Below are 23,925 nucleotides of genomic sequence, written 5' to 3' on the forward strand. Positions count from 1 at the left end.
AAGGCCAGCGACATATGAGCAGCGTCAGCAGCAGCAGCAGCAGTAGCAGCACCCTTCCGGCGCCGGGCGCCGCCGCGCTCAAGGTGCCGGGCTTCTGGCGCCGTGCCTCGCAGCACCGCAGCTTCGTCATCGGCGGCGTGCTCGCCGCCCTCCTGCTGCTCGCGGCGCTGGTGTCCTTCGTGTGGACGCCGTGGTCGCCCTATGCGATGGACATGGCCAACAAGATGCAGGCGCCCTCGGCCTCGCACTGGCTGGGCACCGATGCGTTCGGACGCGACGTGGCTTCGCTGCTGCTGGTCGGCGCGCGCGCCTCCATCCTCGTGGGCGTGATTGCAGTGGGCATCGGCCTGGTGGTCGGCACGGCGCTGGGCCTGCTGGCCGCGGCAAGACGCGGCTGGGTCGAAGAAGCGGTCATGCGCCTGTCGGACTTCACGCTGGCCTTCCCCGCAATTCTCTCGGCCATCATGATGACGGCCGTGTTCGGTGCGGGCATCGTGAACGCCATCGTGGCCATCGGCATCTACAACATCCCGACCTTCGCACGCATCACGCGCGCCTCGGCCAACGCCATCTGGTCGCGCGAATACGTGGCTGCCGCGCGTGCCTGTGGCAAGGGCCCGTTCGCGATCACCATGCAGCACGTGCTGCCGAATATCTCGGCCGTGCTGATCGTGCAGATCACCATTCGCTTCGCCATCGCCATCCTGGCTGAAGCCGCCCTCTCGTACCTCGGCCTGGGCACGCAACCACCTCAGCCTTCGTGGGGCCGCATGCTCAGCGAGGCGCAGACCCTCATGTTCCAGCAGCCGTTGCTGGCGGTGTTCCCCGGCATGGCCATCGCGTTGGCCGTGCTCGGCCTGAACCTGCTGGGCGACGGCCTGCGCGACCTGCTCGATCCACGACTGGCGAGAGCCCGCTGAAAGCCATGCCACTCCTCGAAGTCAACAACCTCCAGATCGGCCTGCAGACGCAGCGCGGCCCGGCACAGGCCGTGCGCGGCATTTCGTTTTCGCTGGAGCGCGGCGAAACGCTGGGCATCGTCGGCGAATCGGGCTGCGGCAAGTCGATCACCGTGATGTCGCTGATGGGCCTGCTGCCCTCCACCGCGAACGTGACTGGCAGCATCAAGCTCGACGGCCAGGAACTGGTCGGCCTGCCTGAAAAGCAGATGTGCCAGATCCGCGGCAACCGCATCGGCATGATTTTCCAGGAGCCGATGACGGCGCTGAACCCTGTGCACACCATCGCGCGCCAGGTCGGCGAGCCGCTGCAGCTGCACCGTGGCCTGACCAAGGCGCAGGCCCGCAAGGAGGCGCTGGGCCTGCTCGACCGCGTCGGTATTCCCGATGCGGCCTCGCGGCTCGATGCCTACCCGCACCAGTTCTCGGGCGGGCAGCGCCAGCGCATCGGCATTGCGATGGCGCTTGCCTGCGGCCCCGACCTGCTGATTGCCGACGAGCCGACCACCGCGCTCGACGTGACCATCCAGAAACAGGTGCTCGACCTCATCCAGGGCCTGGTGAAAGAGATGGGCATGGCGATGATCCTGATCTCGCACGACCTCGGCGTGATCGCCAACAGCGTGAAGCGCATGCTCGTGATGTACGGCGGCAGCGCCGTCGAGAGCGGCCCGACCGACGTGGTATTCGCCGGCCGCGCGCACCCCTACACGCGCGGCCTTTTCGCGGCCCGCCCCGCCATCGGCGCGCAGCGCGCCGGCCGGCTGCCGACGATTCGCGGCAGCGTGCCCGAGCTGGTCGACCTGCCGCGCGGCTGCGGCTTCGCGGGCCGCTGCGCCCACACCATCGACCTGTGCCAGAGCACGCGCCCGCCGGCCACCCTGCTGCCGAACGGTCACGCCGTGCGCTGCCTGCGGCTCGCCGAAATTGCATCGCTGAACGCCAAGGCGGCCATCGCATGAGCCAGCCCGCGCACACCACCATCGCCACCCCACCCGGCCAGCCGTTGCTGTCCGTGAACAACCTGTATCGTCACTACGCGCTGCCGCGCGAAAAGCTCTTCGGCCCGCCGCCGACCGTGAAGGCGCTCAACGGCGTGAGCTTCGACGTGCAGGCGGGCAAGAGCGTCGGCATCGTCGGCGAATCGGGCTCCGGCAAGTCGACCATCGCGCGCCTGGTGATGGCGCTCGACACGCCGACCTCGGGCACCGTCTCGCTCGAAGGCCGCAACCTGCATTCGCTGTCGAAGGCCGAGCTGCGCACCGCGCGGCGCGACTTCCAGATGGTATTCCAGGACCCGTACGGCTCGCTCGATCCGCGCCAGACCGTGGCCCGCATCGTTGCCGAACCGCTCGAGGCGCTGGCGGAAACCAGCCGCGCGGTTCAACGCGAGCGCGCCGCCGAGACGCTCGCCGCCGTGGGCCTGCGCACCACCGACATGGACAAGTACCCGCACGAATTTTCGGGCGGGCAGCGCCAGCGCATCGCCATTGCGCGCGCCCTGATCACGCGGCCCAAGCTGATCGTGGCCGACGAACCGGTCAGCGCGCTCGACGTGTCGGTGCAGGCCCAGGTGCTCAACCTCATGCAGGACCTGCAGCAGCAGTTCGGCATCAGCTACCTGCTCATCAGCCACGACCTGGCGGTGGTCAACCACCTGTGCGACGAAGTCTGCGTGGTCTTCAAGGGCCGCATTGTGGAGCGCGGCAAGCCCGCCGACCTGTTCGCGCACGCCCAGCACCCCTACACGCGCACGCTGTTGTCGGCCGTGCTGCACACACCGTCGCGCTGAGGCGCGGCGGCTGTCTTTCCCCCTTACTTTCCAGGAGCTATCGAATGTTGAAGCGACGCACCGTCATGACTTCCGCCATGGCCGCGGCCATCCCGGGAGTTTTCCTGCCGCAGGCCCGCGCACAGGCCGGCAAGAACACGCTGACGATCGGCATGCCGCTCGAACCGCCGGGCATGGACCCGACCACGGGCGCCGCGTCGGCCATTGCGGAAATCACGCAATACAACATCTTCGAGACGCTCACCAAGGTCAATGCCGACGGCTCGGTCACGCCGATGCTGGCCGAGAGCTGGTCGTCGTCGCCCGACATGAAGACCTTCGTCTTCAAGCTGCGCAAGGGCGTGCGCTTCGAGAACGGACAGCCCTTCAACGCGGCCGTGGTGAAGTTCTCGTTCGACCGCGCAGGCGGCGCCAAGAGCACCAACAAGGACAAGCGCTTCTTCAGCGAGATCGGCACCGTGGTGCTCGACGAATACACGGTGGGCGTCAACAGCACGCTGCCCAACCCCGACCTGCCTTTCATGCTGGGCCAGTCGACCGCCTGCCTGGTCGAGCCCAAGAGCGCCGACACCAACGCCACCGCGCCTGTGGGCACGGGCCCGTACAAGCTCAGCGCCTGGCAGCGCGGCGCCTCGTGCACGCTGGTCAAGTCGCCGACCTACCGCGACCCGAACTTCGCGAAGACGCAGCGCTTCGTGTTCCGCTTCATGTCGGACACGGCCGCGCAGACCGCCTCGCTGATGGCGAACGACATCGACATCTTCCCGCGCGCGGGCACGCGCTCGGTGGCGCAGTTCAAGGGCAACCCGCGCTTCCAGGTGATCGAGGTCGGCACGCGCGGCAAGGTGATCCTGACGATCAACAACCGCAAGAAGCCGCTGGACGACGTGCGCGTGCGCCGCGCCATCCTGGCGGCCATCGACCGCAACGCGATCATCCAGGGCGCGGCCGATGGCTTCGGCAAGCCCATCGGCAGCCACTACGCCATGGGCGCGCCGGGCTTCATCGACACCACGGCCGTGAACCCCTTCGACATCGAGAAGGCGAAGAAGCTGCTGGCCGAAGCCGGTGTGAAGACGCCGCTCGAGCTGCGCCTGCAACTGCCCCCGCCTTCGTACGCACGCCAGGGCGGCGAAATGATCGCCGCGCAGCTGGCGCAGATCGGCATCAACGTGAAGATCCAGAACGTCGAGTGGGCGCAATGGCTCAGCGGCACCTTCGGCGGCGCGCACGATTTCGACCTGACCATGGTGGCGCACGTGGAGCCCTTCGACCTGGTGAAGTACACCGAGCCCGACTACTACTGGGGCTACGACTCGAAGAAATTCCGCGACCTGTTCGTCACCATCCAGAACGAAGAAAACAAGAAGCGCCGCGCCGACCTGCTGGCCGAAGCGCAACGGCAGATCGCGACCGACGCGGTGAACGGCTTCCTGTACCAGGCGGTGTTCCCGACCATCGCGCGCAAGGAAGTGAAGGGCCTGTGGGCCAGCATGCCGATCGTGGTGAACGACCTGGCCGCGATCTCGTGGGGTTGATGCGATGACGACGAAGCCCCTTTACTCGCTGAGCGTGCAGGAGCTGCACGCGGCTTACGCGGCCAAGGAACTTTCGCCGGTCGAGGTGGCGCGCTCGGTGAACGAACGCATCGCGACGTACGAGCCCGAACTGCACGCCACCTGGTTGTTCCGCCCCGAGCTCGCGCTGGAACAGGCACGCGCCTCCGAAGCGCGCTGGCTGGCCGGCAAGCCGCGCGGCGCGCTCGACGGCGTGCCCGTAACCATCAAGGACAACCTGGCGACCGAAGGCGACCCGATGCCGCTGGGCACTGCCGCCTACGACCTGGTGCCGATGGCGCAAGACTCGCCGCCCGCCGCGCGCCTGAAGGAAGACGGCACCGTGCTGGTGGCCAAGACCACCATGCCCGACCTGGGCATGCTGTCGTCGGGCCTGTCGAGTTTTCATGAACTCTCGCGCAACCCCTGGGACCTGTCGCGCACGCCGGGCGGCTCCAGCGCGGGCGCCGGTGCGGCCGCCGCAGCAGGCTACGGCCCGCTGCACGTGGGCACCGACATCGGCGGCTCGCTGCGCCTGCCGGCCAGCTGGTGCGGCATCTACACGCTCAAGCCCAGCTTTGGCCGCATTCCACTGAGCACGCCCTACATGGGCCGCTGCGCCGGCCCGATGACGCGCACCGTGGCCGACTCGGCGCTGATGATGGCGTCGGTCGCGCAGCCTGACGACCGCGACTATTCGGAGCTGCCCGCACCCACCATCGACTGGAACGCCTTCGAGGTCGATCCGTCGTTCCTGAAGGGCAAGCGCGTGGCGCTGCACATGGACGCAGGCTGCGGCCTGCCGCTCGATCCGCAGATCGCCGAAGCCATTCGCCGCGCCGCCAGGCGCATCGAGGCCGCCGGCGCGCGCATCGAAGAAATTCCGGCCTTCATGACGCCGAAGATGCTGCAGGGCATGGACCACTTCTGGCGCATGCGCTCGTGCATCGACATCCAGGCCATGCCGGCCGAGAAACGCGCGAAGATCCTGCCGTACATCCGCGAGTGGGCCGAGAGCGCGGCCGGTTTTGCGGGCGCGCACATCTTCGACGCCTACAGCCAGTTCATCGCCACGCGCGCGGCCACGGTGGCGGCCACCAAGGCCTACGACTTCGTGATCTCGCCGGTGTCGCCGAACATGCCCGCGCCCGCGGACCATGCCTCGCCCACCAACGACCCGATGCTGCCGCTGGAGCACATCGGCTTTACCGTGCCCTACAACATGTCGGAGCAGCCTGCGGCATCGATCAACTGCGGCTACTCGGCCGAAGGCCTGCCCATCGGCCTGCAGATTGCCGGCCGCCGCTTCGACGACCTGGGCGTGCTGCAGTTCAGCCGCGCCTTCGAGCAGATCCGCGACGCACAGCGCGCCTGGCCCGAACCCCGATGACGAATGACATCGCGGCGCAACGATACGGCGCCGCGCGCAAGGAGACAGACTCAATGAGCAACGACAACGCAGCCACCCACTACATCGACGGACGCCGCGTGCCGTCCGAAGGCAACGCCACCATCGATGTGATCGACCCGAGCGATGGCCGTAAGTTCGGCGAGATCGCGCGCGGCACCGCCGCCGACATCGACACCGCCGTGCGCGCCGCGCGCCAGGCCATGGGCGAGAACTTCGACGGCCCCTGGGGCGCGATCACGGCACTGGAACGCGGACGCCTGCTCGCCAAGCTGGGCGCCGCCGTGATGCAGCACCACGAAGAACTGGCGCAGCTCGAAGCCCGCGACACCGGCAAGGCGCTGCGCGTGGCACGCAACGACGCCACCGCGCTGGCCCGCTACATGGAGTACTACGCCGGCGCCTGCGACAAGCTGCACGGCGACACCCTGCCCTACGAGCGCGGCTACACCGTGCTTACCGTGCGCATGCCGCACGGCGTCACGGGCCACATCATTCCGTGGAACTACCCGATGCAGATCGCGGGCCGCAGCGTCGGCGCCTCGCTCGCGGCGGGCAACGCCTGCGTGGTCAAGCCGGCGGAAGACGCCAGCTTGTCGCTGCTGCGCCTCGCCGAAATCGCGACCGAGGTGGGCTTTCCGGCCGGCGCGCTGAACGTGGTCACGGGCTACGGCAAGGAAGCCGGCGCCGCGCTGTGCGCGCACAAGGGCATCGACCACATCTCTTTCACCGGCTCGACCATGACCGGCCGCAGCGTCGGCGTGGCCGCGGCCGAGCGCCACTGCCCGGTGACGCTGGAGCTGGGCGGCAAGTCGCCGCAGATCGTGTTCGCCGACGCCGACCTCGACGCGGCCGAACCCGTGCTGCTGAACGCCATCATCCAGAACGCCGGCCAGACCTGTTCGGCCGGCAGCCGCGTGCTGGTCGAGCAGTCGGTGTATGAAGAAGTGGTGCAGCGCCTGGCCAAGCGTTTTTCGGCCGTGCGCGCCGGCCCGCCCGCCGACGACCTCGACATGGGCCCGCTGATCAACGAAAAGCAGTTCCGCCAGGTGCGCGACATGGTCACAGCCGCCGAAGCGCGCGGCCTGAAGGTGGCGGCTCGCGGCACGGTGTCGTCCAGCGCATCGACCAGCGGCTACTACCAGGAAGCCGTGCTGTTCCGCGACGTGCCGCACGACAGCGAGCTGGCGCAGCGCGAGGTTTTCGGGCCGGTGCTGGCCGTGATGCCCTTCGCCGACGAAGCCGAGGCCGTGCGCCTGGCCAACGGCACCGACTTCGGCCTGGTGGCCGGCGTGTGGACCCGCGACGGCGCCCGGCAACTGCGAATGGCCCACAAACTGCACTGCGGCCAGGTCTTCATCAACAATTACGGTGCGGCGGGTGGTGTAGAACTGCCGTTCGGCGGCGTGAAATCCAGCGGCTTCGGCCGCGAGAAGGGCTTCGAGGCCCTGCTCGGATTCACCACCCTGAAGACCATCGCAATCAAGCACGGATGAAGAAGACCACACATGACAACCACTGAACAACAAGCGCCGCGCAAAGTCGGCCTCGTCGGCGTCGGCCTGATGGGCCACGGCATCGCCAGTAACATCGTCAAGCACGGCCATCACCTGACCGTGCTGGAGCACGCGGGCAACCAGCCGCTCGACGCGCTGCTGAAGGCCGGTGCCACGTCGGTGGCCGACGTGGCCGCGCTGGCCGCGCAGGTCGATGTGCTGATTCTTTGCGTGACCGGCACGCCCCAGGTCGAAGCGGTGATGCTGGGCGACAAGGGTGCGTTGAGCGCGCTGCGCCCCGGCACGGTGGTGATCGACTGCTCAACGGCCGTGCCCGCATCGACCGCCAAGGTGGCCGAAGCGGTGAGCGCCAAGGGCGGCAAGTTTCTCGATGCGCCGATGACACGTACGGCCAAGGAAGCTGCAGAAGGCCGGTTGAACCTGCTCGTGGGTGGTGACGCGGAAGTGCTGGCGTCGTGCCTGCCGCTGCTGCGTTGCTTTGCCGAGAACGTCACGCACGTGGGCGGCATCGGTGCGGGCCATGCGATGAAGCTGCTGCACAACTTCGTGTCGCTGGGTACTGTCGCGTTGCTGTGCGAGGCCGCCGCATGTGCGGAGCGCGCCGGCGTGAAGCCAGAGGTGTTCGTCGATGTGCTCGCCAAGGGTGGCGGCAACGGCGTGGCGCTGGAACGCGTCAAGCCGAAGCTGCTGACGGGCAGCACCGATTCGCTGAAGTTCTCGATGGCGAATGCCAAGAAGGACCTGGGGTACTACAACGACATGGCGGAGCAATCGTCGTCGAGCCATGGCATTGCGCAGGCTGTCGATGCGCTGCTGACGCATGGGGTCGAGAAGTTCGGTGGCGACCGGATGGTTCTCGATCTGGTCGAAGCGCTGCGCTGATTTTCTTGTTGGGTTCTGTGCGCCGCTGTTGTTCGGGGCGCGTGCACNNCCCTCCGCGAATGTCCCCCGCTTCGCTCCTCCTTTATTTCGCTGCGGGGAGCACCCGATGCCCTGCGCACGATGAGCGCGGCTGTGGCGTTGACGGTTCGACCGCTGGGGCGGATTCGCGAGCGACGGTCGGCATTGGCATGACTGCATTCAACGCCCCCTTCGGACGGCAAAGCAGACATCCGTGACGGCTGGGCTTGTGGCGGCACAGGGCTCGTTGCAGTCCTTCAACCGCTCGACCTCAGCGGCACAAAGCTGTCTTTCACCCGTCGCCCCAGCTAATCATGCGTACTTGCGCAGCACTCGGATCAGCCGTCGTGCGTGCTTCTCAATCGCCGGCCAATCCCACAGGTCGGGTTCGCCCAAGCGGGGGTAGGTTTTGGCCCAGGCACGCGCGCGTTCAGCGCTGTTAACCGCGATGCGGCAGCCGACCAAGCCGGGCTGGCGGAATTCGAGTTGCAGTTGTATGAGGCCCCATCCGCCGAGGGTGTAGCGCCAGGTAGCGCCATTGGCGGCGGGATTGTTCAGATCGATGCGTTCCTGCACTGCAAGGCCGCCCGTCTCGGGATAGTGCAGCGCCAGATTGGCTGTGGGGCGGCCGGCTGCCAGTTCGGAGGCGATGAACTGCTCGAGCGCCGGCTGGTCGTCGAATTGCATCAGTTCGCAGCCGGGCACGGCATAGGCCTCCATCACCACGGGTGAGCCTTGGTAAACCGCGCCCAATACCTGGGTCAATGCCTCTCGTGGAATGCTGTCTTTGCGTTGCATGGGTTTGAGTGGTGGCCGAGCAGTCGCTGGCCTGCGCGCAAGCCGAAGTTGGTGACTGGCTGGTGGTGGCCGATAGTACCCATTCGCGCGAGCCCGGGGGATGTCGGCACTACGCTGCATCGCCGCCATCAGCAGACCAACGTCGAACGCTCGCAACGGGTCGACTGTGTAATTCACAGACTAACGCAGCAGACATTTGGTCAGCGTTGACCAGGCGCCAAAGCCTCCATCCGCAGTTAGCTGAAGTCGCGCAGCGACGGAGGCTCTGGTTGCTATCGAGCGGCAGTGGCCAGAGTGGCTGAACTCCCCTCCGTCTTGGGTTAGTAGGCACCCATGTAGTCGCGCTTACCGATCTCAACACCGTTGTGGCGCAAGATGGCATAGGTCGTGGTCACGTGGAAGAAAAACTGCGGCAGTCCATAGTGCAGAAGATATGCGCCTGCGGTCAGCTTCTTTTCCTTGGGGGTGCCGGGGCGCAATACGATCTCGCGGCTCTCGCTTGAATCAAATTGCTCGGACTTGAAGGAGCCGATATGGGCCAAAGCTTTGGCGATCAACGCTTGCAGGTCGGCGAAGCTGACCTCCGTGTCGGGCCAGGACGGCACCTCGGCACCAGCCAGGCGGGATGCAATGCCCTTGGAGAAGTCTGCGGCGATCTGTACCTGACGTACCAGCGGAAACATGTCAGGGAACAGCTGCGCCTGCAGCAGCGAATTTGGATCGATATCTTTTTGCGTCGCGTGGTCTTCGGCCTTCTTGAGCACGTCGGACAGGGCGCGCAGCATCTGCTGCATGACGGGAACGGAGGCGTTGTACAGCGGGCTGGTCATAGTGAGTTCACTTCTAAAATTGGGCGCGATGGCCGGAGTTGGCGTGGCAGAGACCCTGCCGACCATGTAAGGCTAACAGCACAGGGTGAACCGAATCGCCCCGGCTTTTGTGGCCAGCTTTTCCTTCCCGCTGGTAGTCGGAACAGCCGCGTTGAAGGGCAGTTCACTGGCAAGAAGCGGACGTCAATTGCAGACGCGCGACAGACCGCGATCGCTGCGTAGCCGTCCTCCGTATCCGCCTGCTTCAGGCTGCAAGTCGCTGATCGCGCTCCGATCCCTCGGAGACCGGTGTCCCGGTAAGCGGTCGTTGACTGGCTGTCTCTCTCAGCACGACCAAGACGGGCGAGGCTACTGGATCGGCGGCGACCACACCTTCGGATTCAACACTCTGCGCGATGGGTGGGTGCAGGCCAAGCCGCGAAAGAGACTATTTCGCGGGCGAGAAAGAGGTTGGCGCCAGGAACGAGCTGTCCATGTTCGCAACAATCGGTCCGGCTGCCTCGCTCGCCTTTCTGACCTCGACCCATTCGGGATCGACGACAAACTTGCCCCACTTGACCTCTCGATCGGCCAGGCTTTCCCAGACAAGCATGTAGGTCAGCGCGTTGCTGTCAGGTCCGATTGCAGTCGTCCAATATCCGAGTTGACGAATTCCCATCCGGTTCCAGATGCCCACGGTGTGATCGCGAAACCTGGCCAGAACATCGGGTAGCCGGCCAGGCATTGCGGTATAGACGCGCAGTTCGTAGATCATCGACATCAGTCCTGAAAAAAAGTTTCGAGTTGACGGGGTGGTGGCGTAACCGCCAGGCTCACATTGTGCTGCCAGAGGTCCGTCGCGAAGGCCTCAGCTGTCGCACCCAAAAGAACCCGTTCAACAGAGCGGGCCGCGAAACACGCAGCCCGCAGACCAGCCACTAGCTGCCGGCCTCAGGCGCTCCACGCCGCGCCTTCTCACTCAACTGAAACAACTCCCCAGCCTTGCGCGCCAGTTCCGCCGCAAGCCAAAGCAGGTTGTCCAGTTGCCGAGGCCCTTCGCCGCTGCACCAGTCGATGTCTTCCCCGTGGCAGACCCACAGCAGGGCTTCGAGTTGGGCGAGTGTGTTTTCGAGGAGATTCGCCGGGTCTTGGGCGGCGTTTCCGTCGGGGGATACCGGCGTGCGTGGCCGGGCTATAGTCTTGGTAGCCATTTTTGTGCGGTTCCTTCCAAGGTGGTTGCACGAACTTGGTTAGACGGCTGGGGTGTTGATACCACCCCGGCCGTCGCCTTTTGATACCTCGCATTTGCATCGCTGCTTTCGCACCGACAAACTGCCGCGAGGCAAGCAGCTTTTCAAACATTCAATGGCTCTGCGTGTGCAGCGCCTTCCGTGTCCTCTTGTTGGGGTTTTGATTGGCAGGGGCAACCACTGTAGGGAAGAGCGCAGTGCAGTGGCGGTTTCGCGCGGCACGAAATCTCGACGAGCGCCAACAAATGCAGCTTCCGCAATGCGCCGCGCACGAGCCTCATGCGCGCCGTGTCGGTCCGCGACTGCGACTGCGCATAGCGCTCACGTCGATGGTGTGCTNNTCCCCGCAGCGAAATAAAGGAGGAGCGAAGCGGGGGACATTCGCGGAGGGGAGCACGCCGTCGGCGTGAGCGTCGCCCTGAATGACCCCCAACAGCAGCGCAAAAATCCAGACGCTGCAACGACCAGAGCTAAGCCATCCCCCGCGCCAGCAAATGATCCACAAGCCGACGCTGCGGAAAACTCAACGCCTCCTGCCGCGTACACAAGTACATGCGCCGTGAAGCCCATGCATCGGTGAGGTTGATGAACCGCAACTTCATCTCCTTGCGATAAGTCGCCGCCGCCCCTTCGGGCAAGATGCCCACGCCCATTCCCGCTTCGATCATCCGGCACACCGCCTCGAAGCTCTTCACGCGCACCCGCAGGCGCAGCACCTTGCGCGCGCTCATCGCCGCGTCTTCCATCGTGCGCGAAATGGCCGAGTCGTCTTCGAGCCCCACGAAATCGAAGTCGAGCATTTCCTCGAACGACACCTCGCGGCCGCGCAACGGATGCTTCTGCGGCGCGATGGCCACCAGCCTGTCGGTGCGGTAAGGAATGAAGTGCAGCGCCGGGTCGGCGGCCTCGCTGGTGATCACGCCCACATCGGCCTGGCGGTCGCGAATGGCCTGCACGATGTACACGCTTCGGTGCTCTTCCACGCTCACGCGAATCTCGGGGTAGCGCTGCCGAAAGCTCGCCACGTCGTCGGGCAAGAACTGCCCCATGGCCGATGCGTTGGCATGCAGCCGCACGCGGCCGGTGGCGCCCTGCGCGTAGTCCGACAGGTCGGCGCGCATGCGGTCGACGTCGCGCAATATCTGGCGCGCATGCATGGCCAGCGACTCGCCGGCACCGGTGGGCGTTACGCCGCGCGAGCTTCGGTTCAGCAGGCCCACGCCGAGCTGGCTTTCGAGAATCGCCAGGCGCCGGCTTGCGGCCGACAGCACCATGTGGCTCTCGGCGGCGGCCTTCGACAGGCTGCCGTGCTCTATCGCGCGCAGAAAAAGCGCCAGCGAATCCAGGTCGGGTCTCATCGCGTTCTCGTTGTGGGGACGGGCACCGGGCCCGCGGGCCGACATTGTCGGGCCTGCGGGGTTTTGCGGGGTTCGCAAGGCCACCGAATTCCTTTCGGAGAAACGCCACTGCCAAAGACAAATCTTCCGGAAAGCACCACAACCCGCCCGAACGAAGAAGCACTTTCCGTGCGCAACGCGGAAGAATCGTTGCTGCCCTGCCGTCTACCCCGGCGGGGCGTTTCGCGAGCCGGCCCTCTACCGGGGCCACGCCCGCATTCCACGAGTCCTACCCGGAGTCTTTTTCAGTCATGGCATCCCACGAACTGGCCAGCGTTGCGCTGGACGACAAATACACGGCCACCGAAGGCCGGATCTACCTCAGCGGCATCCAGGCACTGGTGCGCCTCATGCTCGTGCAGAAATGGCGCGACGACGCGGCCGGCCTGAACACCGCGGGCTTCGTTTCGGGCTACCGCGGCTCGCCGCTCGGTGGCCTGGACGAAGCACTGTGGAAAGCCCAGCCGCAGCTCGAAGCCAACGCCGTCAAGTTCTTGCCCGGCGTGAACGAAGAGCTGGCCGCCACCGCCGTGTGGGGCACGCAGCAGGTGCACCTGACCGGCGAGGCGGCGGTCGATGGCGTGTTTGCCATGTGGTACGGCAAGGCGCCCGGCGTCGACCGTTGCGGCGACGTGTTCAAGCACATGAGCCACGCGGGCACATCGCCCCACGGCGGCATCCTGCTGGTGGCGGGCGACGACCACGGCGCGTCTTCTTCCACCCTGCCCAACCAGAGCGACCACCTGTTCGCGGCCTCGATGATTCCCATGCTCTATCCGCAGAGCGTGGAGGAATACATCGAGCTGGGCCTGCACGGCTTTGCGATGTCGCGCTTTGCCGGGCTGCCGGTCGGCTTCAAGGCGCTGGCGGACACGGTGGAGTCTTCGGGCTCCATCGCGGCCGGCGCGCTCGACGTGCACACGCGGCTGCCCGAGGGTTTCGTGTTTCCACCGGGCGGCGTGCATGCGCGGCTGTCGACCGACACGCTCGGCGTGCAGGCGCGCAAGCAGGAAGCGCTGATGCAGGACTACAAGATCTACGCGGCCATCGCCTATGCGCGCGCCAACCGGCTGAACCGCGTGACCATCGATTCGCCCAACGCGCGGCTGGGCATCGTGGCGTCGGGCAAGTCGTACCGCGACGTGCTCGAGGCGCTGGAAGAACTGGGCATCGACGCGGACGAGGCCGCGCGCATCGGCATCCGCCTGTTCAAGGTGTCGATGCCGTGGCCGCTGGAGCCCGATTCGATCCGCGAGTTTGCAGATGGGCTCGAAGAAATTCTGGTGGTCGAAGAGAAGCGCCAGATCGTCGAATACCAGCTCAAGGAGCACCTGTACAACTGGCGAGAAAACGTGCGCCCGCGCGTCATCGGCAAGTTCGATGAGCAAGGCGAATGGGGCGCGCATCCACGCGGCCAGTGGCTGTTGCCGGCCACGGCGGACTTTTCGGTGGCGCAGATTGCGCGCGTCATTGCGGGGCGCGTGGCGCGCTTTCACACCAGCGACCGCATCCGCATGCGGCTCGCCATCCTCGACGCGAAAGACGTGGTGCTCGGCAAGGCCGTGGCCACGCCCTCGCGCCCGGCCTGGTACTGCGCGGGCTGCCCGCACAACACCTCGACCAAGGTGCCCGAAGGCAGCCTCGCGCTCGCGGGCATCGGCTGCCACGTGATGGCCACCGCCATCTACCCCGAGCACAACAAGACCACCACGCACATGGGCGGCGAAGGCGCGCCGTGGCTGGGGCAGGCCTGGTTTTCGAAGCGCAAGCACGTGTTCGCCAACCTGGGCGACGGCACCTACTATCACTCGGGCTCGATGGCGATTCGCGCGGCGGTGGCGGCGGGCGTGCGCATCACCTACAAGATCCTCTACAACGACGCGGTGGCGATGACCGGAGGCCAGCCGGTCGACGGGCCCATCACCGTGCCGCGCATCGCACACCAGATGGCGGCCGAAGGCGTGAAGCGCCTGGCGCTGGTCGCCGAAGATCCGACGCGCTGGGCCGACCGCGGCGCGCTGCCCGCCGACCGCGAAGGCTTCGTGCTCACCGTGCACCACCGCGACGACATGGACGCGGTGCAGCGCGAGCTGCGCGAGTTCGACGGCGTGTCGGTGCTCATCTACGACCAGGTGTGCGCGGCCGAGAAGCGCCGCCGGCGCAAGAAGGGCGAGTTTCCACAAGCCGCGCGGCGCGTGTTCATCAACGAGGCCGTGTGCGAAGGCTGCGGCGATTGCGGCGAACAGTCGAACTGCACCGCGTTGCTGCCGAAGCCCACCGAACTGGGCCTGAAGCGCAGCGTGGACCAGAGCGCCTGCAATGCCGACGAGTCGTGCATCAAGGGCTTCTGCCCGAGCTTCGTGACCGTGGAAGGCGTGAAGCCGCGCAGGCAGGCGCCTGTGGCGGCCAAGGCGGCGGCGGAAGAATCGCCATTGCCGGAACCGAAGCAGCCTGCGCTCGACGGCATGCACAACATTCTCATCACCGGCATCGGCGGCACGGGCGTCATCACCATCGGCGCGCTGATCGGCATGGCGGCGCACCTCGAGGGCAAGGGCATCAGCGTGCTCGACATGACGGGCATGTCGCAGAAGAACGGCTCCGTCACTTCGCACGTGCGCATTGCACGTGACGCGGCACAACTGAAGGCGCAGCGCATTCCCACAGGAGAGGCCGATCTGATCCTGGGTTGCGACATGCTCACAGCCGGCGCGCCCGACGCCATCGCGCGCATGCGGCCGGGGCGCACCTATGCGCTGGTCAACACCTTCGAGCAGCCGACCGGGCACTTTGCGCAACAGCCCGACTGGGAATTTCCGGCGGCGCAGGTGCGCGCGCTGATCGAGGAATCGGTCGAGGGCCGCGCCGACTTCATCGACGCCACGCAGCTCGCCACGCGCCTCATGGGCGATGCGATTGCGGCCAACCTGTTCCTGTTGGGCTTTGCATTCCAGAAGGGGTTTGTGCCGCTGTCGGCCGAGGTGTTGAACAAGGCCATCGAGATCAACGGCGTGGCGGTGAAAGCGAACCAGGCGGCGTTTCTCTGGGGGCGCAAGGCCGCGCTCGATCTTGCGAGTGTGACGCGTGAAGCCACACCGTCGAAGGTCGTGGCGTTGCAGCGGCCGCAGAGTTTCGAGGCGCTGGTGGCGCACCGCGTCGAACTGCTGACTGCGTACCAGAACGCAGCGTATGCACAGCGCTATGCCGAGTTGGTGGAGCGCGTGCGTGATGCCGAACAGCGCAAGCGCGGCAGCAGCGTTCTCGCGAAGGCCGTTGCGTCAGGCCTGTTCAAGCTCATGGCCTACAAGGACGAGTACGAGGTCGCGCGGCTGTACACCGACAAGCGGTTCATGGAGAAATTGTCCGAGCAGTTCGAGGGCAAGCCGGTGCTGCGCTTTCACCTCGCGCCGCCGGTGCTGGGGCGACGCGATGCGGAAGGCCGCGCGGTGAAGACGAGCTTCGGGCCTTGGATGCTGGGCGCGTTCCGGCTGCTCGCGAAGTTTCGTGGCCTGCGCGGTACGGCGCTCGACCCGTTCGGGCGAACCGCCGAGCGCCGCATGGAGCGGCAACTGATCGAGGACTACCGCGCGATGGTAGAAGACCTGCTGGTGCGCTTGGATAGCATCGACTTTGACACCGCGCTGTCGCTGGCAAGGTTGCCCGAGCAGATTCGGGGCTTTGGGCATGTGAAGGAAGAGAGCGTGGTGTCGGCGCGGGTGCGGTGGGGGGCGCTGGTAAAGAGGCTGGAGGTGGTGCCGGAGCGACCGGTCAGCGTCGTCTCGTAACCGGCGCCGCGAAGCGGAGGCGGCGGCAACGCGCCGTTGCCCCGCCGGCATCAGGCATGGTCGGCATAGAGCCAAAGACTGCGGCCACGAGTTCAGTCAACCCGACCTCGCCATGAAGCCCAAGACAACCAGCCGTTGCAAGTCATGCCAACAACGTGAAGTGGCGACCAGTCATAGCGCCTCCTTACTTGAGGAGGACGCTGTTGAACACCCCGTTGTCGAATGGCCTTCGTCTCGCATTTCTGCTTTGCAGCGATTGCAGACATCGCCTGCGAAGCGACCGACGTCTGCTTTAAGCTCGATCGCACTCTCACGAGTCCTGTGGAAGGAGCCGCGACACCGACTACCCGGCGACAGCGCTAGAAAGACCGATCCACGCGGAATGCGGGCCCCTTTATCGCACGCGCGGCATCGCAACTGGCCGTCGGACGAGTGAGAAGAGACCGCGACTGCTTTCGCTGGATCAGTCTTTGGCATTGCGCCCGCCGCACTGTTCTCGGAGCACATCCGCGAACTCGTGCCACCATGCCACCGATACGTCAGGGTGCGGCCGGCAATCACGATAGGGCCGGAGAGCGCTCACAGGGACTGCTGCGCCTACGGGCCGACGCTGCTTCGTGCGCGGCCCGTGCGTGGACTTGGCGCGATGGCCGGCCACAAAGGAGCACAAGAATGCAGACTAGGCTCAGCGGTCTGCATGCCGCAAGAGCGGGCGTTCGTTCCCTCACCCGTGGCTGCAGCCGAACGCAACGCCCGCGCCCGCCGGCGGGCGCGGGCGCGGCACGATTTGCCGGCTGTGCGGGTTGACGTCCACTCGAGAGCGCCTTCGGGCGCCCTCGCCTTACGGTTCATCCGACTTCAACATTGATTCGCCGCGGCTTGGCGTGCTCGGCCTTGGGGATACGCAGTTTCAACACGCCCTGCGCCAGCTCGGCGGACACCTTCTCGGTGTCCAGTTCCTTGCTGAGCGTGAAGACGCGGCGAAACCGACCCAGGCCGACCTCGGTGTGGCTGGTCTTCAGGTCATCCGGCACGCTCAGGCCCGACTCCGCCTCGATGGTCAAGGTCTCCGCCTCGACATGAAGATTCAGCTTGTCGCGCGACACACCGGGCAGATCGGCGTAGAGCGTGATGCCCCCGGCGTCTTCCACCACGTCGACAGGTGGCGTGAGGGCCGCGCCCTGATAGCGTGGCGCCTGCCCACGATCCATGGGCTCCGGCTCGCTGGGCGATGCGGTCTGTACGTCATTGCTCATGATGTTCATCTCCTTGTTTCACTGGACGGCGATGCGCCGTGGCTGTGCCGAGGCCCGGCGGCGGACCGTGATGCGCAGTACACCGTCGCGCAGCCGGGCCTCGACGGCCTCCGGATCGGCATCGTCCGGCAGCGTGAGGACACGGCGAAACGGCCCCTCGAAGCGCTCGTTGATGTGCACGGCCGACTTGGCCTGCGCATCGGGAAGCAGGCTCTTGCGCTCGCCCGCGATGGTCATGAGACCACGCTCGAGGTTGATCTCCAGCGTGGCCGGGTCGACGCCGGGGGCGAACGCGAAGATCTCCAGCGCCTGCGGCGTGGCGCCCACGTTCAACGCGGGAAATCCGTTGCTGCCGTAGCCGCGAATGGTGGGTGACAGATCGAACGCCTGCTGCATGTCCCGTTGCAGGCGATCCATTTCGGCCAGCATGTCGCGCGGGAAGAAAGATCGGTACATGGGAAACCTCCTGTCAAATCAATTGAACCTGAACAGAATCGAGCTGCCCTCACTGGGGCAGGCCGTGCGTGCCCGTCGGCCGCGCAGCGCCATCGCTGTCCGCGCGGTGCCGTGCAAAGATCCGGGAGGGTCGCTGTCGCCAGCGCGCGGTGCGCGACTGCGGGTACGAGAATTTCGCCAACTCCTCGCGCCCCTTCTGCGTGATGGCCAGCACCTGGGCGGCCGAAGGGGAGCCAGACAGCGTGGGCGAGTTCGAGGGCGCGGGGATCAGGGCAACGACGAGCCCGGCGGCCCGAAGCACCCGCACCTGATCGATGTCCGCGGTGCGATAGAACGAGACAGGCAAGCGAGAGCCGGCAATTTGCTTGAGCAAGTTCATGGCCATTGAATACCTCCTTTTCGGTTGACCAATTTCCGACGCAAGCGAACATAGGAGCCTCCAAATCGATTTTCAAGAGGCGTTTTCCGACACCCGCGCGAAACGCAGGCCGACACGAAAAAAGCCCGGCCGCACGCGACCGGGCTGAGGTTTACAGCAAGTCCGCGGTGGTGCCGCGGGGACAAAAATCTACCGCGCCGCGCCGGCGCAGGCATGTCAGACAACTTCTGATCCTTGAACGCCAGCGCAATGGCCGGACCGACGCGCTAACGCGCCTGGGCGCGTCGATTCCGCAGAGCGCGTTCGAGCAACATCAGCGCGAACAACTCGCTGCGAAAGTGGATGCCGAGCCGACCGAATGCACGGTCGCGGCAGGTCTTGACCGTGGGCAACGCCAGCCCCATGTCCGCGGCGAGGCCCTTCTGCGTCATACCGAGCAGCCGCAGGCACACTTGGAGCTCCTGGGTGGTCAGCGCTAGGCACAGCCCCAGCAACCGGCCGCGCAGTTCGTCGGCAGCGTGCGCGCGAGGGCGATGTGCCATCAGCGTGCGCTCAGCGACGCGCAACTGGCAGACTTCGGCGCCGTGGGGCGCCTGCTAATGGCGCTGACCGTGCGGCAAAGCCAGAGCGTAGACACTGAAGAGGCTCTCGGGCAGCGGTTGCAAATCTTCCGCCAGCAGCGATGTGCTGCGGCCCAGAAGATAACCGGCTAGTCGCGTCAGCGGGCGCAACCTCTGGCCGAGACCGCAGAGTTCGCGTGCGCTGCGCGTAGCACCAGTCCGCCCACGGCCACGACGCCTGCGATACATCCGCCCCAGAGAACCCGGAGGGCGGATCTCGGGGGCATCCCTGCCGTTCGGCTTTTAGACGCGAGTGGCCGAGATCAGTCTGAAGCACGCATACCACGATGGGCGGGTGCGGCAGGAGGCCAGACCATGGTGTCTCAGCTGCTCGGGCGACTGCAGAGCGCTGCGTACATGTGACGATCAGTGTCTCGGAGAAATCGGGCAGGTCAGGCCCAATCTCATCTAATGTGGAATCGCGTTGACATTCAAGTCCACTTCAGGCTTATCTTTGCGGGCGACTTGGCAATCATCGCGGGTGTCCACAGACCCTCCGCTATCACCTGACCAAGTCGAAACACCCTCTCAATCTTCTGCAACGCAAGGAGCCAAGACCATGACGTACGTGACGACCAAGGACGGAGTCGAGATCTTCTACAAGGATTGGGGGCCGAAAGATGCGCAGCCCCTGGTGTTCCATCACGGCTGGCCCCTCAGTGCGGACGATTGGGACGCGCAATTGCTGTTCTTTGTCTCCAAAGGATTTCGGGTCATTGCGCACGACCGCCGCGGCCACGGCCGGTCGACGCAGGTGAGCGAAGGGCATGACATGGATCATTACGCAGCCGATGCGTCCGCCGTCGTGGAGCATCTGGATCTGAAGAACTCGGTCCATATCGGCCACTCCACCGGCGGCGGTCAGGTCGCGCGCTACGTCGCGAAGCACGGACAACCGCAGAAGCGCGTCGCCAAGGCCGTGCTGATCAGCGCGGTGCCGCCGTTGATGGTGAAAACGGGCAGCAACCCCGACGGCACGCCGGTCGAAGTGTTCGATGGCTTTCGCGCTGCGCTGGCGGCCAATCGGGCTCAGTTCTTCATCGACGTTCCAGCGGGCCCGTTCTACGGGTTCAATCGCCCGGGTGCCAAGGTCTCGCAGGGGGTCATCGACAACTGGTGGCGCCAGGGCATGATGGGCAGCACCAAGGCCCACTACGAGGGCATCAAGGCGTTCTCGGAGACCGACCAGACGGAAGACCTGAAGGCCATCGAGGTGCCGACGCTCGTCATGGCGGGCGACGACGACCAGGTCGTTCCCTACAAGACCGGCGCGCTGCTGCAAGCCAAGCTGATCAAGAACAGCGAACTCAAGATCTATCCCGGGTTCTCGCACGGCATGTGCACGGTGAACGCGGAGGTCATCAACGCCGACCTGCTGGCTTTCATCCGCGCATGAGCCTCGCTTCAACCTGAATCCGGCATCGCGGGCGTTCGCGAGGTTATGCGAGCGCCCGTGCGCACCCGCTTCAGTGCGCGCCGCAAACCTCGAAGCGGCTCAGAGCAGCGCCACGACCCTTTCGGCCGTCACCTTGGCCGACTGCGGGTTCTGGCCAGTCACCAGTCGGCCGTCCACGACTGCCTTGGGGACGAACGGCAACAGGGCTTTCTCGAACCTCGCACCGCGCCGCTTCATCTCCTCCTCGGCGTTGTAGGGCACCTGCTTCGCGACCCCGGCGAGGACTTCCTCAGTCCACGAAAAGCCCGTGAGCCTGCGCCCGGCGACCAGCAGCGAGCCGTCGGACAGCCTGGTGTTCAGCAGCCCGCAGTACCCATGACACACCGACGCGACGACACCGCCGCGCTCGTAGATGTCGCGCGTGAGGCGTTGCAGCTCCTCGTCGTCGGGGAAGTCGTACATCACCGCATGGCCGCCGGTGAAGTAGATCGCATCGAAGTCCTTGGGGTCGATCTCGTCGGGCCGGGCGGTGTTGGACAGCAGCGCCATGAAGGCCGGGTCCGCCAGCCAGCGCTTGGCAGACACATCGAGGTTGGGCCACTTGAGGGAACGCGGCTCCAGCGGCGACAGGCCACCCTTGACGCTGACGAGCCGCTGCTCATAGCCTTGCGCGGCAAAGATGTCGTAGGCGTGCGTGAGCTCCGACAGCCACAGGCCCGTAGGCTCGGCTGGGTCGTCGAAATGAGCCACGTTGGTCACGACGAGCAGGATGCGGCGGGTCATCGATGGCACCTTTCTTTCAGGCAGCTTGGCGGCGGGACTCGTTGCGGATCGACTCCAGCCCGCGTTGATACGTCGTCACTTCGAACTCGGGAAACCGGCGCTTGAACTTCGTGGAGTCGAAGAGATTGTCGCGCTCGTACCGCGGCAGCAGTTCGCGCAATTCGCGCACCTGGGTGGAGACCAGGCCCGCGGCTGTCAGCGTCCACCTGCCGAGCACCTTGTACGCGGCAGGCGTGCCGAAGACCTCCGCCGCCAGTGCAACGAACTGCCGGTAGGTGAGGCGATCGTCATCGCAGGGCAGGTGCCAGGTCTGCCCGAACGCATCAGGCGCATTGCCCAGGGCCGCCAGCGCGCGGCTGGCGTCGGGTGTCCAGATCAGCGTGCGGCGCGTGTCGTCGCGCACCGGCACTCGTGGCGCCTCGCCGGCCTTGAGCTTGTCGATGATCAGCGTGTTGGTGATGCTCTGCGTCTTGCCCGGACCGTAGAACTCGGGTGCCCGGCCGATGAGAACCGGAATGTCGCCCCGCGCCATCTCCTGCAGCACCATGGAGGCCATCTCGGCGCGCACCCGCCCCTTGCGGCCGACCGGTGCGAAGGGCGCGTCCTCGGTCAGCACGCGGTCGTCCTGCGGATACATGTAGGTGTTGTCGAAGTAGACGAACTTGGCACCTGCGGCGCGGGTGGCGGCCAGCGCGTTGCGCAGCATCAACGGGAACTGTGTCTCCCACAGCACGGTGTCGGGCGGCAGGCCAGCTGTGAAATAGACGATGCTGCTGCCTTTTACCGCCTCGGCTGCCTGCCCGGCATCGAGCAGGTCCGCGGGCGTAAGGATGTCGGTGTCGTTGACCTTTCGCGGACTGCGGCTCACGAGACGCAGGTCTCCCGCGGTCGTGCGCTGCAGTTCGCGTGCGAGTTCCACGGCGATCTGGCCGGTGGCACCCAGGATGGTTTGCATGTTGGCTCCTCTGCTCAACGGGAAGACGGCCAGCGGGTCACAACGGCTTGGGCGAGTAGAGCGCGCTCTGGAACTCCGGCACGTACTCGTACTTCACCAGCTTGCCGAGCTTCAGCGCCTTGATGTAGGTCGACAGGCTGCCTTCGGTCAGCCCGAGCCTCACCGAGTCTGCGCTGGTGCTGCTGGCATGGCTGAGTTGGCGCGAGACGGCGTAGCCGGTCGTGAGCCGCCCCTTCTGGTCGATGTTGGTGAAGCTGTTCCTGACCATGGACTCCTTGCCGGACAGCTCATCGAGCTTGCGGGTTTCAAGGGTGACGTCCAATTGCCTGGTTTGCGCATCGAAGATTTCGACGACAACCGAGTTGCCGGTCTCCTCGTAGCGGATGTCCGTCAGCCACTTGGGCAGGTTGTAGCCCACCACGCCGCGTACGCGGGCCAGTTCCGTGTTCACGGGCAGCTTGAGAACGTAGCCCCAGAAGTCGTTGGACACCGACTGGCCGAGCAGCGTGAAAGGGCCGAAGCTGGAGGAGCCCGGCTTGCTGGTGACGACGGACAGGCCGATCTCGTTGTAGCTGTCGTTGTCGCAGTAGCGGTAGCTGTAGGCCGTGAGCGCGACCAGACCTCGGCCAGGCCAGACCTGCAGTGGCTGGACCTGCGCCAGCACCTCGGCCGGCATCAGCGACTTGAGCTGGTCCAGGTCCGCCGTGAAGATGGCGGTCACGCGGCTGTTCTTGTAATAGAAGTTCGGCGAATAGGACTCGAAGCCGATGTCCACCCGTTCCTTCTGGAGCTGCTTGAACCAGCTCATGTCGACATCCGGCGCCTCTGCCTCGACGACCGACAGCGGTGGATTCGAGCGATAGCGGTCATACAGTCCGCCTTTCATCACCGGGACCGGATGTCCGGCGATATCGATGGTCGTACTTTCCGGCTGATCTGTGGACACAGCGCCGGCGGCCCAGGAGGCCCCCGTGAACAGGCTGATGGCCACACCGACCGACGCTGCAAGAGTTCTGGCATTCATGGAATTCACCCGACAGATTGACAATGCCAGAACTCTAAGGTTAAAGTTAAGTTCAATGTCAAGCGACACTTCTTGGATGTCCAGATGAAGATCGGCGAACTGGCCAAGCGCACCGGTCTGGCAGCTTCACGCATCCGCTTCTACGAGAAGAGCGGCCTGCTCAGCACAGTCGAGCGCAGGGAAAACGGCTACCGCCAGTACGGGCCGGAGGCGCTCTGGATGCTGGAAATCATTGCCAGTGCCCAGAGTGCGGGCTTCTCGCTCGACGAAATTCGGAGCCTTCTGCCTGACTCCCAGGCGACGTGGCAGCACGACGCCCTGTTGGAAAGCCTGCAGCGCAAGGTTGCCGAGATCGAGCTGTTGCAACAGCGGCTGGCGCATAACAAGGCGCAGCTGATCGTGGCCATCGAGAGCATGAAGAAACGGCCCGAAGAAATGGCCTGCGCGGACCGGCCCAATTGGGTGCTGAACCAACTTCGAGAAACTGTAGCGCCGGCGTCCCATCCTTCGTCAAGCACCGACGCAACTGCGGTAGACGAGGCCGGTCGCGGGCCAATCGCCAGCGCCAAGCGCCGACTATCTGTTGGATTTCGCCGACCCTGACCCGAGGGAGATGCGAATAGAAACTTGGGCTGATTTCTACCAGCGGTCCCAGATGCTCTCGGTATTCGGCGGAAATGCCGGGTCAGGATTCCATGGAGATCAATAACCAATTTTCAATGGCGCACCAACCAAGGTCCAGAGGCGTTCCACAGCAATGATTCCAGCATTGCCCAAAGTCGGCTGCTGTTGTTAGCTGTCGTTCACGGCAACTTCTGCGACCGACAGCATTCAGTCTGAAGCTGCCATCCAGATTGACTTGCGCTGGGCAGCCTGCGACAAGCC

The 23,925-nt window shown here is 65.5% G+C and carries 21 protein-coding genes and 1 pseudogene; 10 read left to right on the forward strand and 12 right to left on the reverse strand.

Going from position 1 to position 23,925, the window contains the following annotated elements; genetic code table 11:
• Positions 1–14: 14 nt before the first annotated feature.
• From DBV14_RS07200 to DBV14_RS07230, 7 genes are read left to right on the forward strand one after another with little or no spacing between them, the layout of a single operon-like run.
• Positions 15–920 carry an ABC transporter permease gene (locus DBV14_RS07200; protein ID WP_124458515.1) on the forward strand — a complete coding sequence of 302 codons (906 nt, stop codon included), beginning with the start codon at positions 15–17 and terminating at the stop codon, positions 918–920.
• Between the two features lie 5 nt (positions 921–925).
• Positions 926–1,921 carry an ABC transporter ATP-binding protein gene (locus DBV14_RS07205; protein WP_124458516.1) on the forward strand — a complete coding sequence of 332 codons (996 nt, stop codon included), beginning with the start codon at positions 926–928 and terminating at the stop codon, positions 1,919–1,921.
• Positions 1,918–2,751, forward strand: coding sequence for an ATP-binding cassette domain-containing protein (locus tag DBV14_RS07210; protein ID WP_124458517.1), 834 nt, complete (start codon positions 1,918–1,920; stop codon positions 2,749–2,751). The genes DBV14_RS07205 and DBV14_RS07210 overlap by 4 nt, the downstream gene beginning before the upstream one ends.
• A gap of 44 nt (positions 2,752–2,795) precedes the next feature.
• Positions 2,796–4,289, forward strand: a complete 1,494-nt coding sequence (locus tag DBV14_RS07215) for an ABC transporter substrate-binding protein (protein WP_124458518.1) — start codon at positions 2,796–2,798, stop codon at positions 4,287–4,289.
• Between the two features lie 4 nt (positions 4,290–4,293).
• Complete coding sequence (locus DBV14_RS07220) at positions 4,294–5,697, forward strand: amidase (RefSeq protein WP_124458519.1); 1,404 nt, start codon at positions 4,294–4,296, stop codon at positions 5,695–5,697.
• A 53-nt stretch (positions 5,698–5,750) separates the two neighbouring features.
• Positions 5,751–7,211 carry an aldehyde dehydrogenase family protein gene (locus DBV14_RS07225; RefSeq protein WP_260396858.1) on the forward strand — a complete coding sequence of 487 codons (1,461 nt, stop codon included), beginning with the start codon at positions 5,751–5,753 and terminating at the stop codon, positions 7,209–7,211.
• A 12-nt stretch (positions 7,212–7,223) separates the two neighbouring features.
• Positions 7,224–8,114: an NAD(P)-dependent oxidoreductase gene (locus DBV14_RS07230; RefSeq protein WP_124458520.1), complete on the forward strand. Its 891-nt coding sequence runs from the start codon at positions 7,224–7,226 to the stop codon at positions 8,112–8,114.
• Between the two features lie 330 nt (positions 8,115–8,444).
• Here DBV14_RS07230 and DBV14_RS07235 read toward each other — a convergent pair whose 3' ends face one another.
• The 5 genes from DBV14_RS07235 to DBV14_RS07255 all read right to left on the reverse strand — a co-directional run bounded on the left by DBV14_RS07235 (position 8,445) and on the right by DBV14_RS07255 (position 12,347).
• A complete protein-coding gene (locus DBV14_RS07235; RefSeq protein WP_124458521.1) occupies positions 8,445–8,930 on the reverse strand; it encodes a hypothetical protein in 486 nt (161 codons plus the stop codon).
• Between the two features lie 320 nt (positions 8,931–9,250).
• Positions 9,251–9,760 carry a DUF1993 family protein gene (locus DBV14_RS07240; protein WP_124458522.1) on the reverse strand — a complete coding sequence of 170 codons (510 nt, stop codon included), beginning with the start codon at positions 9,758–9,760 and terminating at the stop codon, positions 9,251–9,253.
• A gap of 427 nt (positions 9,761–10,187) precedes the next feature.
• Complete coding sequence (locus DBV14_RS07245) at positions 10,188–10,514, reverse strand: NIPSNAP family protein (RefSeq protein ID WP_124458523.1); 327 nt, start codon at positions 10,512–10,514, stop codon at positions 10,188–10,190.
• 163 nt (positions 10,515–10,677) lie between these two features.
• Positions 10,678–10,950: a hypothetical protein gene (locus DBV14_RS07250; RefSeq protein WP_124458524.1), complete on the reverse strand. Its 273-nt coding sequence runs from the start codon at positions 10,948–10,950 to the stop codon at positions 10,678–10,680.
• Positions 10,951–11,459: 509 nt separating this feature from the next.
• Positions 11,460–12,347, reverse strand: a complete 888-nt coding sequence (locus DBV14_RS07255) for a LysR family transcriptional regulator (RefSeq protein WP_124458525.1) — start codon at positions 12,345–12,347, stop codon at positions 11,460–11,462.
• Between the two features lie 290 nt (positions 12,348–12,637).
• Here DBV14_RS07255 and DBV14_RS07260 point away from each other — a divergent pair, with 290 nt between their 5' ends.
• The gene (locus DBV14_RS07260) at positions 12,638–16,171 is read left to right on the forward strand and encodes an indolepyruvate ferredoxin oxidoreductase family protein (protein WP_124458526.1); all 3,534 of its coding nucleotides are present in this window, start codon (positions 12,638–12,640) and stop codon (positions 16,169–16,171) included.
• Positions 16,172–17,019: 848 nt separating this feature from the next.
• On the opposite strand, the gene DBV14_RS07265 is transcribed toward DBV14_RS07260, so the two are convergent.
• The 4 genes and pseudogenes from DBV14_RS07265 to DBV14_RS07280 all read right to left on the reverse strand — a co-directional run.
• The gene (locus tag DBV14_RS07265) at positions 17,020–17,382 is read right to left on the reverse strand and encodes an Hsp20/alpha crystallin family protein (protein WP_070059545.1); all 363 of its coding nucleotides are present in this window, start codon (positions 17,380–17,382) and stop codon (positions 17,020–17,022) included.
• 63 nt (positions 17,383–17,445) lie between these two features.
• Positions 17,446–17,883 (reverse strand): Hsp20/alpha crystallin family protein, encoded by a 438-nt coding sequence (locus tag DBV14_RS07270; protein ID WP_124458528.1) that lies wholly within the window; start codon positions 17,881–17,883, stop codon positions 17,446–17,448.
• 49 nt (positions 17,884–17,932) lie between these two features.
• Positions 17,933–18,268 carry a hypothetical protein gene (locus DBV14_RS07275; protein WP_124458529.1) on the reverse strand — a complete coding sequence of 112 codons (336 nt, stop codon included), beginning with the start codon at positions 18,266–18,268 and terminating at the stop codon, positions 17,933–17,935.
• 260 nt (positions 18,269–18,528) lie between these two features.
• A pseudogene (locus tag DBV14_RS07280) lies at positions 18,529–18,735 on the reverse strand (hypothetical protein); the annotation flags it as partial.
• Positions 18,736–19,441: 706 nt separating this feature from the next.
• On the opposite strand from DBV14_RS07280, the gene DBV14_RS07285 reads away from it, so the two are divergent.
• A complete protein-coding gene (locus tag DBV14_RS07285; RefSeq protein ID WP_124458530.1) occupies positions 19,442–20,278 on the forward strand; it encodes an alpha/beta fold hydrolase in 837 nt (278 codons plus the stop codon).
• Between the two features lie 99 nt (positions 20,279–20,377).
• Here DBV14_RS07285 and DBV14_RS07290 read toward each other — a convergent pair whose 3' ends face one another.
• Genes DBV14_RS07290 through DBV14_RS07300 form a run of 3 tightly spaced genes read right to left on the reverse strand, consistent with a single transcriptional unit; the run spans position 20,378 to position 22,902 of the window.
• A complete protein-coding gene (locus tag DBV14_RS07290) occupies positions 20,378–21,061 on the reverse strand; it encodes a type 1 glutamine amidotransferase domain-containing protein (RefSeq protein ID WP_124458569.1) in 684 nt (227 codons plus the stop codon).
• A 16-nt stretch (positions 21,062–21,077) separates the two neighbouring features.
• Positions 21,078–22,016: an NAD-dependent epimerase/dehydratase family protein gene (locus DBV14_RS07295; protein WP_124458531.1), complete on the reverse strand. Its 939-nt coding sequence runs from the start codon at positions 22,014–22,016 to the stop codon at positions 21,078–21,080.
• Positions 22,017–22,053: 37 nt separating this feature from the next.
• Positions 22,054–22,902 (reverse strand): acetoacetate decarboxylase (ADC), encoded by an 849-nt coding sequence (locus DBV14_RS07300; RefSeq protein ID WP_124458532.1) that lies wholly within the window; start codon positions 22,900–22,902, stop codon positions 22,054–22,056.
• Between the two features lie 222 nt (positions 22,903–23,124).
• Here DBV14_RS07300 and DBV14_RS07305 point away from each other — a divergent pair, with 222 nt between their 5' ends.
• Entirely contained in the window at positions 23,125–23,643 is a 519-nt protein-coding gene (locus tag DBV14_RS07305) for a MerR family transcriptional regulator (protein WP_124458533.1), read from the forward strand.
• Positions 23,644–23,925: the final 282 nt, after the last annotated feature.

This window comes from Variovorax sp. KBW07 (genome assembly GCF_003852515.1).
In the GTDB taxonomy this organism is placed as follows: domain Bacteria; phylum Pseudomonadota; class Gammaproteobacteria; order Burkholderiales; family Burkholderiaceae_C; genus Variovorax.